The organism is uncultured Cardiobacterium sp., assembly GCF_938028185.1.
Taxonomy (GTDB): Bacteria; Pseudomonadota; Gammaproteobacteria; order Cardiobacteriales; family Cardiobacteriaceae; genus Cardiobacterium.
In genome coordinates this window covers 1-11,637 of record NZ_CALJAH010000435.1, presented here as the reverse complement: position 1 = coordinate 11,637, position 11,637 = coordinate 1, and the positions used below count along the sequence as shown (strand labels likewise).

At 53.1% G+C, this 11,637-nt stretch carries 12 protein-coding genes and 1 tRNA gene; 3 read left to right on the top strand and 10 right to left on the bottom strand.

Features of this window, described 5'->3' with window-relative positions:
• From Q0349_RS12580 to Q0349_RS12535, 10 genes are all read right to left on the bottom strand, one after another.
• A partial coding sequence (locus tag Q0349_RS12580) for a prepilin-type N-terminal cleavage/methylation domain-containing protein (protein WP_298081364.1) occupies positions 1-278 on the bottom strand: 278 nt, incomplete at its 3' end.
• Positions 279-291: 13 nt separating this feature from the next.
• Positions 292-870 carry a prepilin-type N-terminal cleavage/methylation domain-containing protein gene (locus tag Q0349_RS12575; protein ID WP_298081363.1) on the bottom strand — a complete coding sequence of 193 codons (579 nt, stop codon included), beginning with the start codon at positions 868-870 and terminating at the stop codon, positions 292-294.
• A gap of 14 nt (positions 871-884) precedes the next feature.
• Positions 885-4,535: a PilC/PilY family type IV pilus protein gene (locus Q0349_RS12570; RefSeq protein ID WP_298081362.1), complete on the bottom strand. Its 3,651-nt coding sequence runs from the start codon at positions 4,533-4,535 to the stop codon at positions 885-887.
• Positions 4,536-4,783: 248 nt separating this feature from the next.
• The gene (locus Q0349_RS12565) at positions 4,784-6,229 is read right to left on the bottom strand and encodes an aminoacyl-histidine dipeptidase (RefSeq protein ID WP_298081361.1); all 1,446 of its coding nucleotides are present in this window, start codon (positions 6,227-6,229) and stop codon (positions 4,784-4,786) included.
• Between the two features lie 37 nt (positions 6,230-6,266).
• Positions 6,267-7,262, bottom strand: coding sequence for a protease SohB (sohB, locus tag Q0349_RS12560; RefSeq protein ID WP_298081360.1), 996 nt, complete (start codon positions 7,260-7,262; stop codon positions 6,267-6,269).
• Positions 7,262-8,002, bottom strand: coding sequence for a hypothetical protein (locus tag Q0349_RS12555; protein ID WP_298081359.1), 741 nt, complete (start codon positions 8,000-8,002; stop codon positions 7,262-7,264). The genes sohB and Q0349_RS12555 overlap by 1 nt, the downstream gene beginning before the upstream one ends.
• Positions 7,992-8,879, bottom strand: a complete 888-nt coding sequence (locus Q0349_RS12550) for an ABC transporter ATP-binding protein (protein WP_298081358.1) — start codon at positions 8,877-8,879, stop codon at positions 7,992-7,994. The genes Q0349_RS12555 and Q0349_RS12550 overlap by 11 nt, the downstream gene beginning before the upstream one ends.
• 56 nt (positions 8,880-8,935) lie before the next feature.
• Entirely contained in the window at positions 8,936-9,106 is a 171-nt protein-coding gene (gene rpmG / locus Q0349_RS12545; RefSeq protein WP_004138878.1) for a 50S ribosomal protein L33, read from the bottom strand.
• 10 nt (positions 9,107-9,116) lie between these two features.
• Entirely contained in the window at positions 9,117-9,353 is a 237-nt protein-coding gene (gene rpmB / locus Q0349_RS12540) for a 50S ribosomal protein L28 (RefSeq protein ID WP_298081357.1), read from the bottom strand.
• Positions 9,354-9,389: 36 nt separating this feature from the next.
• A tRNA-Phe gene (locus tag Q0349_RS12535) sits at positions 9,390-9,465 on the bottom strand.
• A gap of 158 nt (positions 9,466-9,623) precedes the next feature.
• On the opposite strand from Q0349_RS12535, the gene nagZ reads away from it, so the two are divergent.
• Genes nagZ through Q0349_RS12520 form a run of 3 tightly spaced genes read left to right on the top strand, consistent with a single transcriptional unit; the run spans position 9,624 to position 11,582 of the window.
• Entirely contained in the window at positions 9,624-10,631 is a 1,008-nt protein-coding gene (nagZ, locus tag Q0349_RS12530; RefSeq protein ID WP_298081356.1) for a beta-N-acetylhexosaminidase, read from the top strand.
• A 22-nt stretch (positions 10,632-10,653) separates the two neighbouring features.
• Positions 10,654-11,022 carry a peroxiredoxin gene (locus Q0349_RS12525; RefSeq protein WP_298081355.1) on the top strand — a complete coding sequence of 123 codons (369 nt, stop codon included), beginning with the start codon at positions 10,654-10,656 and terminating at the stop codon, positions 11,020-11,022.
• 2 nt (positions 11,023-11,024) lie between these two features.
• Positions 11,025-11,582 carry a hypoxanthine-guanine phosphoribosyltransferase gene (locus tag Q0349_RS12520; RefSeq protein WP_298081354.1) on the top strand — a complete coding sequence of 186 codons (558 nt, stop codon included), beginning with the start codon at positions 11,025-11,027 and terminating at the stop codon, positions 11,580-11,582.
• Positions 11,583-11,637 lie beyond the last annotated feature (55 nt).

The window sequence follows — 11,637 nt, the reverse complement described above, 5'->3', positions numbered from 1 at the left end:
AAAACTTGTGGATCTTCCGTATCAAAAGTAGATTGCGCTGCTGCTGCACTTGAAAAAGGATCAAGATAACCCGCATTATGGAGATCGTATTCCAATCTACTCACAACCTGTCGACGAACTTCATCAAGATTTTCCGAAGTGGAACGACGCTTAGAAGACTGGTTTGCTGTGCCAAATACGGTTATCAGGCCCATCAAAAGTAACACACCCAATCCCATGGCTATCAATAATTCTATAAGGGACAATCCCCGTTGTTTATATAGAGATTTCACGTTCATCCTTCCAACACCTTCATAATGCAAACCAAACTTGTGTTCCCTGCACAGGGGCATCGCTTCCATTGTCTGTAGCAGAAACGTGTTTCCACATAATAATTACTTCATAATTATCATTATTTTTTCTTAGCAGTGCTCTGCCGCCCGGCAATGTACTCACAATTTCATCTGCCCATGCATAAACATCTGCCTTAGCATTTTCTTCCGCCAAGGTACAAGCAGAATTTTTACACCGTAAATTATCTACTAACCTGGATAAGGCTGCATCTTTATTGGCAGCATCATATATAGAATTCAAACTGTCATATACACCTTTGTAGTCTCCATTATTTGGGTTTGCACTTATCCCGTTAACCACATAAGTTTCCTTAGCTAGCGCATTGGCTCGCATTGTATCAATGATCAATTGACTCTTCTGCAGGGCAAAGGCGGTATATTCTGCTGTATCACCAAAACGGTTTGCAGACTGAATCATAGATACACTCATTGCCAGCCCTAGGGCAACAATTAGCATGGACACTACTATTTCCAATAATGTCATTCCTTTCTGGTGGGTGCGCCATGCACCCACCAAAACTCTCCTTTTTATCTGCATATAGACCTCCTGATTTATAACTGAATTTCCCGTTCGTTTGCGCGGAAGAGGGATGGATCACCACAGAGTTTCCCACCTACAGATTGAGCATCAACATTACCTGCACCTGGATCATTAGGATCGGCTGGTGTTCCGGGGTTTCTCTCTGCCCCTTTAGCTGCCTTAGTAATGACGTTTGCCATCTTTGCTGTTTTTGCCAAACAGTCGTTACGCTGCTCGGAGCTTTTTGGATTTCCAAGGTCAGTCAACAAACCATCACCTGCATTACCGTTAGCTCCATTTGCCCATAATGTAGGTGCAGAATTCGCTGTATCTATGATATTCATTGCAGAAGTAAGTATCCCTTCATTATGTCCTGCCTGTGGATCTGGTTCATTACTATTTGGCTGATAATAATAGGCACCGTTAGCAAGATCTGGCCCTGCTCCCGTAAGCACATTTATTGCCATTGACCAGCTATGCCCCTCTGTTTTGATGCTTGTCTCAGTATCATAGCAGGTTTTTTTGGGATCCACGCCACTGGGCAGTTGCTGGTTCTTTTCAGTAACCTCATACACTCTCGTTGATACAAATGCCGTACTCAACAACATTTGGGGGCTTGAAACTACTTTCTCAGCAGCTACAATTGTTTCCCCGCCCGTTTGACCTTCATTCAACATAATCCGCCATGCTTTATGACTGGTTGGATTAAAACCAGCATCGGTTATATAGCGTTTATCCGTAGCGTTATGATCATAAGACTGTTCCAATATTGATCCAGAATTATAAGATAGTGTACTGGGATTACGCTCACTCAGACTGTCGTATATGCCCATTATCATCTGTTGGTTTTGACTACGTTGATCATGTTTGAAGAGATCAGAACCTGTACCAAAAACAATGATATATTCGTTTTCATTTTTACGATATACCGCAGGGGCAGAAGTTATAGGCTGTGTCGGTTGACCTTTGTAAATCATGTGTGCCTTCCAAGTACTCACTGGACCACGAAGGTCAAAACGATACAAGTTACCGAACTGATCGCCCGCATAGGCCACATCAATGACACCATTATAGTCAACATCTACCAAGGTGGGGCTGGCTAATGCTCCTGGTCCATTCGCACCAACAGTCGGAATTTTAGTAACCAATGTTCCTGCACTATCACCTGTCTTTACTGTTCCTGTTGTCGCAGACGTACCAAATTCCTGTCCCATCATGTCATAAACATACAGGGTAGGAGTCGCATCATAAGCAGTCACATTAGTATTGGCTGTAAAAATACCGGCATCATCATATGTTCCCGGCTGGTAACCATTGGCAAGGAAAGCGTACAGACGAACCCCCGACTCAATTTTAGGCTTGTTGTTCTCCCAATTGGTAGCCACCTGCGTCAATGTCGCTTTGCCAACGGTATAACCCAGCCCGTTTCCTGTACCCTTCTGTGTTTCCCAAAGGGGGACTTCGCTGAGCCAGTTTGAGCGCCCTGCATCCATTCCCGCTGGTCCAGAACCATCGCGTTTGTTACCTGCTACAGATAGCGCATACGCACCTCGCCCCCCTTGTCCCATGTTACCCAAAAGGACGTATTGACGCTGAAGCCCCGCAGTATCCGGCGTTTCAACCCACGCTATACCTCCATTATTTAGATAAAGGTGCGGATTAGTATCATCATTTTTGCCGTAATCTGCTTCTGCCGTTGCAGGAATTGCCTTGCCAACCGTCAGCGTATCGTCCTTACTTTCGCGCTGCATTCCTGCAGGTAGGTAATTTAAGGCAAGATTATAAGGCGACGTGTTTTCGCTTGAAGAATTGGTTGATTCAAAAATATAGGTCATCCCATCATTAGCAGCCGTAATAACATACTTTTGCTTGCCCAAACTATCCTTGCCCAATGCAATGACCGGGCTTCCCAATACATCTCCCATTTGACGCTGCTTATCTGTAGCTCCCGGGGTTCGTACGCGATAAGTTTGAACCAAGCGTGGTGTAATAGCATCTGCTGCTGTTTTTATTTGCGCGTCTGTCTTACCTGGATTTCGCATGAGCCAAGGCGCAAAAGCTTCTTTATATTCTTGGTCGGAAGTCAGACCAAAATCGCCTTTATGTAATGCATCAGATTCAGAAAAATTGTATATACCGCCTGGCTCACCATTATTTACCAATATCGTGCGGTTATCATATTCTGCTGGGATGGGATCCCCTGCCTTAATCTTTTTACCTTCCGAGTCAAACCAGTTAAACAGCATCATACTGCTCCAGTTTTCCGTATTGATAGAAGTGCTGGCTGCAATAGTTGCAATAGAACTGCCCGACACAGAGGGTGTAGACGTTGAGCGGGTATTTTTGGACAGTACCCCTTCTTCGTTTGTAATATTTGCAAAAATCGAATCAAAAGCATTATTTAATTCTTCAGCCGTTGTGACCATGTAGCTGCAGGTTTGCCCTGAAGGACAGGCTGCACCATCTCTCAGATACATTTTTCCCCTGCCAGACAATTCACTACCAAAACCTATTGTATAAGTATAAATCCGTTGGTTTTTATATTTGGGGTCATCCCAACTACCGCCTTCTGCATCTGTTCCGCTTGTTCTCAAATCTGTTGAATCTGCTGCTAAACGATGACTAAACAATGCAATGCCTGAGTAAGGCCCCATCCAAGGCTCATTTTCAAAGGCACCATAAGCACGATATCCATTCCGGCCTCCTTCTGGTGGATAATTAAAATAAAAATTAGCGCGATTAGCATCAGTATTCCCTGAATTTTCAAACCTTCCGTAAAGTGCAGTTTCCCAAGCATAGAATCCTGTCGCATTATCATACACACGTTCATCAGCTGTACCCGGAATTTCATCTACGTTGGCATCACCGTCTGACAGCAAAACAACATAACTCTTCTGACAACGGTATTTAATTTCATCTCGTACTTTACGCACCGCACGGATATAGCGATCTGTAGTTGGCGTATCTATCAGGGGAGAAAGTGAATTAACATATTTACGCTGCTCCGCTGTATTATTTGAAAATCCTCTCGGTGATGGGATTTTTGTTGTTTTAAACCCAAAGCCTCGAACATGGCGAGTAGGATAAATTTCGTTCCCCGGCCCAACTCCATAAGGATGGCTCCACCAACGCTCTTCTGAACCCCAAAGAGAATAGATACTCCAATTAATCTTGCTTCCATGTTTATTCATGAGCAAATGTATGCCGTCTATGACCACATCCATTCGCGTGGTTTCACCAAAAGTATAGTTTTCAAGCGAACCTCTCCCAAAAACAATATCTCCTTTACCATATTGCCTGGGAATATAAAACACAAGATAACATCTAGGGTTTGATGTCCAGTGAATGCTATTATTCAAATTATAATGACAATGCCATTGTGTCGCCCAATTCCTCGCCATACCCGTCCAACCACTAATTGCAGCTTGCATACTGCCCGAGTCATCAATGAGCATCATGACATTCGGAGGAACGCCGCCTTTGGTTTTGGTCGCTTCGTTATAGAGCTGCGGCGGACGCGGAAGAAAAGGAGAGGTTTTAACTGTTGGACCTGTCGGAGCCGGTGTGGCCGGCGGGGTCGGCGCGCCCTGTGCCATTGCGAGATGCTGGCAAGCGAAACCAACCACGGTGGTCAGAAAGAGCGGTCGGAACGATATTCCTGTTTTTTTATGTGTTTTCATCATGTTCTCCATGTTTACAGTGCGCACAGTTGTGCAGTGGGAAAGCTGTATTTATACATCTAAGCAAGAATGGTGCCAAAAGGTAACACTATGTTTACAATGATTATTTTCTTAAAAGCATTTATAACATAACAATTTTTCTTTGACGAAATATTTATTTGTACCGTCACCATCAGCAATTAAGGCGCTGTTGTATTCTGATATTCCAACAGCGCCTTAATATTGCTTAAAAATGAATTTTTATTTAGCTGTTATTTGTTCTGCAGGTAATCCGTCAGCCATTGGTAGCAGCGGCCAACGCTGGCGATGTTTACTTTTTCGTCCGGGGAGTGCGGTGAGACGATGTGCGGCCCGAAAGATGCCATTTGCCAGTGCGGGTAGTTGGTGAAAAGCATGCCGCATTCGAGTCCGGCGTGGATGGCCTTGACGGAGGGCGCCTTGCCGTAGATTTTGGTGCCGAGCGCGACCAGTTTTTCCACCAGTTCGGAGTGCGGCTGCGGTTTCCAGCCGGAGTAGGCGCCGCTATATTGCCAACTGCCGCCGACCAGGGTGAAGAGCGCTTCGAGACGGGCAACCAGTTCGGCGCGGGCGCTATCCACGGAGGAGCGCAGCATGCAGAGGATGTAGAGCGCCTTGTCGTCGGTTTTGACGGCAGCGAGGTTGTTTGAGGTTTCGACCAGGTCGGGGATGTCCACGCTCATGCGGTCCACGCCGTTGTGCAGGTTGCGCAGGAGGCCTATGACCTGGCGCGCGCTTTGTGCGCTGAGGATGTGGCTGAAGGGCGCACCCGGTTCGAGGCTGATGTGCAGTCCCTGGTCTTCGGCGGGCAGTTCGGCACGGATTTCGGCGGTGAGTTCGTGCAGGCGCTGTTGTACGGCGGCAAGCTGGCTGTCGTTCAGGGCGACGGCGGCGTCGGCTTCGCGCGGGATGGCGTTACTGAGGTCGCCTGCTTGCAGACCAATGATTTTGAGCGCGTTGTTCGGGTCGTCATGCAGCGCTTGCAGGACGCGGGCGAGGATTTTGATGGCGTTGCCGCGTTGCAGGTGGATTTCCACGCCGGAGTGTCCGCCCTTGAGGCCGCCGACGTGCAGTTGGTAGCCTTGTCCTTGTAGGGGTTCGTATTGCAGCGGCACAGTGTAGTCGGCGTTCGTCGCCCCGGCGCAGCCGATGCAGAGTTCGCCTTCATCTTCAAAGTCGAGGTTGAGCAGGACGCTGCCGTTCAGCCAGTTGGGCTGGACGGCGGAAGCACCGAGCAGGCCGATTTCTTCGCTGGCGGTGAACAGCGCTTCCAGCGGCGGATGGCTGAGGTTTTTGTCGGCAAGGATGGCAAGCACCATGGCGACGCCGATGCCGTTATCGGCGCCGAGCGTGGTACCGTCGGCGCGCACCCAGTCTCCATCAATGACGGTACGGATCGGGTCTTTGCTGAAGTCATGCACGGTATCGCGGTTTTTTTGCGCGACCATGTCGAGGTGCGCTTGCAGGATGACGCCGGGTTCGTTTTCGCGTCCGGCGGTTGCCGTCTTGCGCACGCGGATGTTGCCGCCCGCATCCCGTTCGGCGGGCAACCCCAGGCGGGCGGCTTCGTCGAGGATGTATTGCTGGATTTTTTCTTCCTGTGCCGAGGGGCGCGGAACTTGCGTGATTTGGTGGAAATATTGCCAGACCGCGCGGGGTTCAAGTTCTTGGATGTTCATCAATAGTTTCCTCATGTTTTCAATACGGTGGCGTGTTTCAGCGGATGCGGGCTTTCAGCGGTCGCGCCTGGATTTTGCCGAGAATGCGGTGTTTGATTTTGTCGAGCCAGCGTTCCGGTACGTGTTCTTCCAACTGCACCAGTTGGTGACTCTGCAAATGGGCCAAAATGTAATCGTCGCTGGTGCCGACGGCGTCAATTAGCCGGTTTTCCACTGCCTGCACACCATACCACGTTTCACCGGTGGCGATGACGTCAATGTCCAGCTGCGGACGGTAGCGGCGGATGTGGTTTTTGAAGAGGTCGTGGGTTACGGCAAGTTCGTGGCGGAATTGCTGACGGTCTGCGTCGGTATTTTCGCCAAAAAGTGTCAAACTGCGCTTATGTTCGCCTGCCGTGTGTTCTTCGTAGCGGATGCGGTATTGTTGCAGCAGTTCGTTGAAATTGGGCATCGCGCCGATGACGCCGACCGAACCGAGAATGGCAAACGGTGCGGCGATGAGTTCGTTGGCAAGACACGCCATCATGTAACCACCGCTGGCGGCGACTTTATCGACCACGATCACCAGCGGGATTTGCCGTTCGCGCAGCCGTGCCAGTTGCGAGGCGGCAAGGCCGTAGGCGTGTACCAGTCCGCCGCCACTTTCCAGCCGCAGCAGGACGCGGTCTTCCGTCCCCGCCACCTGGATGACCGCGCTAATCTGTTCACGCAGTTGTTCAACCGCCGAGGCTTCAATGTCGCCATCAAAATCAAGCACAAAGATGCGCGGCTTGTGGTGTTCACCCTCGTGTTTTGCCGCTTTTTTCTGCGCCTTGTGTTGCGCTTTCAGCGTTTTCTTGTCGAGCAGTTCCGCGTTGAGGCGCTCGCGCTGTTGTTCGTAATGTTCGTTGAGCGAGCGGATGACCATCTTGTCATCATCATCGCCATGACGGCGTTTGCCCGCTGCAGCGGCGGCAATGACCAGCAGGATGCAAAGCGCTACGGTCAGCGCCTTGGCGAGAAACAGTCCGTAATCAAAAAGGAAAGACATCATCAGGTATTCCGGTTCCAAAACAGGGGGATAAGGGTTGCGAACAACAGCAGGTGCATCACCGCAAAAACCAGCGTCTGCATACTGGCGATGCCGCGATAGAGCAGTGCGAGGTGCTCAAACGGCGAGAACCAGCGCAGCATTTCCACCAGCCACGGCGGGGTGGTGGTCAATACCGGCAGCAGCCAAAGCATCAACCAAAGCAGGGCTAACAGGAGCGAGGCGGGCAAGGGTTGCTTTTGCGAAGCGGAAACCGTCTGCGCCAGCAGCGTCGCATAGCCTGCAATGAATAATTGCGCTAGCGCCAATGCCTGCAACAACCCGCCATCCCAGACGCTACTGCGCGCCATCCAGACGACAAACAGCCAAAACGGCAATGCGGGCAGCGCCAGCGCGGCAAAGAGGACGACGGTTTTGCTGAGCAGCAAGCGCCATGCGCCACCGCGCACCCCGCGCAGCAGCACGTCGGTATGCCAAAGGCGTTCGCTGGCGAGGCTGCGCGCGCCGAAATAGATGGAGCAGAGGATCATCAGCCATTGCAGCAATTGCGTGGCGCTGCCAAGCAGGGTTTCGGTCGCGCCACGGCGATTTTCCAATCCCGCCAGCTTTGGCGCAATCGCCTGATATTCCAGCAACCCGCTGACGAGAAACCAGCCGAGTGCGAACCACGCAGCGGTCAGGGCGACAAAAAAGGCCGGGGTTGCCAGCAGGCGACATTCCTTGCGCAATAGGCTACGCCACATCCTTGACCTCCTCCGACTGACACGCTGCGGCAGATAATTTTTCCTGAAAAGCGACGTCAGGATAGGCGTCATAGAAAGCGCTGACGCCGGGTTGCGCGACCAGTCGCTGCCAGAGCGACTGACGCGATGCGGCACTTCCATCATGGGCAAAGGCGAGGAAACGGTCATCCTGCGCAACCGCTTCCGCCGCAAACGCCTGCGCCTGCATGACGGTATCGTAAGCCACCCACAAATGTGGCGTATCCACGCGCGGGATAACGATTTCCTGCAACACGCCGTCATGCAAGCGATAGACGCGCTGCGCCACCGTCAGCACTTCATCCCAGTTATGGCTGGTCATCAATACGCAACCGCTTTCGCCCAGCCCCGCCAACAGCGGGCGCAGTGCGGCGCGTTGGTCGCTGTCGAGGCCGTTGGTTGGCTCATCCAGCACCAACAGCGGCGGGCGGTGAATCAGTGCCTGCGCCAAACCGACGCGCTGCCGATAGCCATGCGACAGCTCACCGCAGCGTTTGTGCGCCACCGCCTGCAAATGACAGCGGGCGATGACGTCGTCCATCGCCGCTTTGACATCGCGCACGCCGCGCATTTGTGCGCAGGTTTGCAAAAATTCGCATACCCGCCATTGTGGATAGAGTGGCGCCTTGTCCGGCAGATAACCCAGCCAGAAACGCGGCAGTTTGGCGTGATAGCGCACCGTGCCGCGATCAGGCGACAGCGCGCCGGTCAAGATTTCCAGCAGGGTCGTTTTGCCCGCGCCATTGCCGCCAATCAGCGCGACGACCTCCCGCGCGCGCAGTTCAAGCGAGGCGTCGCGCAGGATAGTTTGTCGGCCACGGCGGAAGGCAAGGTGTTGGGCGGAGAGTATCGTTTCCATGATGCAGCAGATATAAAAAAACCCGCGAAGGCGGGTTTTGATGCAAAGCGCCAGAATTATTTGATTTTGGCTTCTTTGTAGATAACGTGTTTGCGGGCAACCGGATCAAATTTTTTGATTTCCATTTTTTCCGGCATATTGCGCTTGTTTTTGGTCGTGGTGTAGAAGTGTCCTGTTCCTTCGGAAGACACCAAACGGATTTTGTCGCGTGCGGTTTTCTTGGCCATGACTCACTCCTTAAATTTTTTCGCCACGGGCGCGGATTTCTGCCAGAACGGCATCAATGCCACGTTTGTCAATAATGCGCATACCGTGCGTGGAAACTTTCAGTTTGACGAAGCGCTTTTCGCTCTCGACCCAAAAGCGGTGTTCCTGAATATTCGGGAGAAAACGACGCTTGTTTTTGTTGTTTGCGTGGGAAACGGTATTACCGACCATCGGCTTTTTACCGGTCACCTGGCAGATGCGGGACATAGCCGGACCTCAATGAATACTTAAAATGAAAAGGGATGGTGGCCAAGGGCGGAATCGAACCACCGACACGCGGATTTTCAATCCGCTGCTCTACCAACTGAGCTACTTGGCCGTGGAAAGGAAGCGCATTAAACAGGCAAACCCTTTGTGAGTCAAGACTTGGCGCGAGATTTTTTCACCGCACGCAGCGAAGCTGCCGCATTTGCGGCAGAAAGCGCGGTCATTGTCCGCGTGGTGGCGTGTTAAAATTGCGTTTTTTCTGGAGCTTGCATGAGTGCAGTCATCATTGGCATTGAGGGAACGATGTTGCTGGCGCAGGAAGCGGCGCTGCTGCACCGCCCCTTTTGTGCGGGCGTCATCCTCTTCAGCCGCAATTACAGCAGCCCGGCGCAACTGAAACGGCTCTGCGCCACCATCCGCGCGCAACGCCCGGACGCGCTCATTTGCGTTGATCACGAAGGTGGGCGAGTGCAGCGTTTCCGCGACGGCTTCACCGCCATCCCGGCGATGGGCGCGTTTGGCCGCTGTTTTGACCGCCGCCCGCTGCTCGCCTGCGAACTGGCGGAAGCGGCAGGCGTCGTTATCGCTTATCAACTGCGCCAGTTTGACATTGATTTCAGCTTCACCCCGGTGCTGGATTTGCAAGACCCCGCTTCCGGCGTTATCGGCGACCGCGCCTTTCACGCCAATCCCACCGTGGTGGTACTCCTTGCCGATGCGCTGCGGCGCGGCCTGCGCACGGTTGGCATGATTGCCGTTGGCAAACACTACCCCGGACATGGCCGTGTCGTCGGCGACTCGCACCACACCCTGCCGCAAGACCCGCGCGATGCGGACGAACGCGAACCTGACCGTTATCCCTTCATCCGCCAGATTGAAAGCGGCATCGAAGCGCTGATGCCGGCGCATATCGTCTTCCCGCAGACCGACCACCGTCCCGCCAGCTTCTCGCCGGTGCATCTCGCCGAACTGCGCGCGCTGGGCTTTGATGGCGCAATCATTAGCGACGACCTCGACATGGCGGGCGCGCTTGATATCACCGACCCGGCAAAACGCATCCAGGCGGCGCTGGACGCCGGGGCGGACGTGACCCTGATGTGCAACGATTTCACCGCCATCCACCAGGCGCTGACCCGCCGTTACTTCCACCGCGATGCGGATGCCAGCGCGCGCCGTCTTGCCGCCCTGCGCGACCAGCCGTTTGACGCCGCCACGCTGGAGCCCGCCTACCACGCGGCGCAGGAAAAACTGCGAACCCACGCGGCGCAACTCCTATAATGCGCGCCCACCCGGAGCAAACATGGCCGAAAAACTCGTCGTCATCATCCTCAACAGCGACCCGCAGAACAGCGCGGAAATCCTCGAACCCGTCTATCACGCGACCATCGCCGCCTCGATGGATTACCACGCCGAAATCATCCTCGCCGGGCGCGCGGGCGAACTCGCCATCCGTGGCGTCGCCGACAAAACCGAAACCGGGCGCAAGGCGGGCGAAACCCTCTACGACCTCATCAAAGAAGCCTACCAGAGCGGCGTCGTCATCAAGGCGAGCAAATACGTCGTGCAGCGCTGGGGCGACAACCTCATCGCCGAAGTCAGCGAAGTCGTCAGCGGCGGCTACATCGTCGGCGAAATCATGAACTCCAACAACAAAACCCTGAGCTACTAACCATGCAAAACCTCACCAACTCCGACCTCGAAACCGTACTGCGCAACAGCGAATGCCTGATTGACAGCGGTCGCATCAACGCCGCCTACGACCACCTCGCCGCGCAACTCAACCTGCACTACGCGGGCTTGAACCCGCTCATCCTCGTCGTCATGAACGGCGGCCTCATCCCCGCCGGACAATTGCTGACGCGCCTCTCCTTCTTTCACCGCATGGACTACCTGCACGCCACCCGCTACCGCGACAACACGGCGAGTAACGACCTCGTCTGGAAAATGCGGCCAACCGCGGCAGTTGCGGGCGAACACATCCTGCTCATTGACGACATCTACGACGAAGGCGTCACCATCAAGGCCATCATCGAAGAACTCAAGGCGCAGAACCCGCAAAGCCTGCGTAGCGCAGTACTGCTCAACAAAAAACACGACCGCAAAGTGGCGGGCTACGCGCCGGATTTCGTCGGCTGCGAAGTGGAAGACCGCTACATCTACGGCTGCGGCATGGACTACCACGGCTACCTGCGCCACCTGCCGGGCATCTACGCGCTGAAGCAGTCATAACCCGTTTTTTACATAGCACGATGGAGCGCTCAGGTGTATGTGAAGGGCAAACAGT

What these genes read in the sequence shown, in the direction of transcription:
- Q0349_RS12565 (WP_298081361.1), bottom strand. Translation starts at nt 6,229, where the DNA reads ATGAACATCCAAGAACTTGAACCCCGCGCGGTCTGGCAATATTTCCAC.
- Q0349_RS12575 (WP_298081363.1), bottom strand. Translation starts at nt 870, where the DNA reads ATGCAGATAAAAAGGAGAGTTTTGGTGGGTGCATGGCGCACCCACCAG.
- Q0349_RS12570 (WP_298081362.1), bottom strand. Translation starts at nt 4,535, where the DNA reads ATGATGAAAACACATAAAAAAACAGGAATATCGTTCCGACCGCTCTTT.
- nagZ (WP_298081356.1), top strand. Translation starts at nt 9,624, where the DNA reads ATGAGTGCAGTCATCATTGGCATTGAGGGAACGATGTTGCTGGCGCAG.
- rpmG (WP_004138878.1), bottom strand. Translation starts at nt 9,106, where the DNA reads ATGGCCAAGAAAACCGCACGCGACAAAATCCGTTTGGTGTCTTCCGAA.
- Q0349_RS12525 (WP_298081355.1), top strand. Translation starts at nt 10,654, where the DNA reads ATGGCCGAAAAACTCGTCGTCATCATCCTCAACAGCGACCCGCAGAAC.
- Q0349_RS12555 (WP_298081359.1), bottom strand. Translation starts at nt 8,002, where the DNA reads ATGTGGCGTAGCCTATTGCGCAAGGAATGTCGCCTGCTGGCAACCCCG.
- sohB (WP_298081360.1), bottom strand. Translation starts at nt 7,262, where the DNA reads ATGATGTCTTTCCTTTTTGATTACGGACTGTTTCTCGCCAAGGCGCTG.
- Q0349_RS12520 (WP_298081354.1), top strand. Translation starts at nt 11,025, where the DNA reads ATGCAAAACCTCACCAACTCCGACCTCGAAACCGTACTGCGCAACAGC.
- rpmB (WP_298081357.1), bottom strand. Translation starts at nt 9,353, where the DNA reads ATGTCCCGCATCTGCCAGGTGACCGGTAAAAAGCCGATGGTCGGTAAT.
- Q0349_RS12550 (WP_298081358.1), bottom strand. Translation starts at nt 8,879, where the DNA reads ATGGAAACGATACTCTCCGCCCAACACCTTGCCTTCCGCCGTGGCCGA.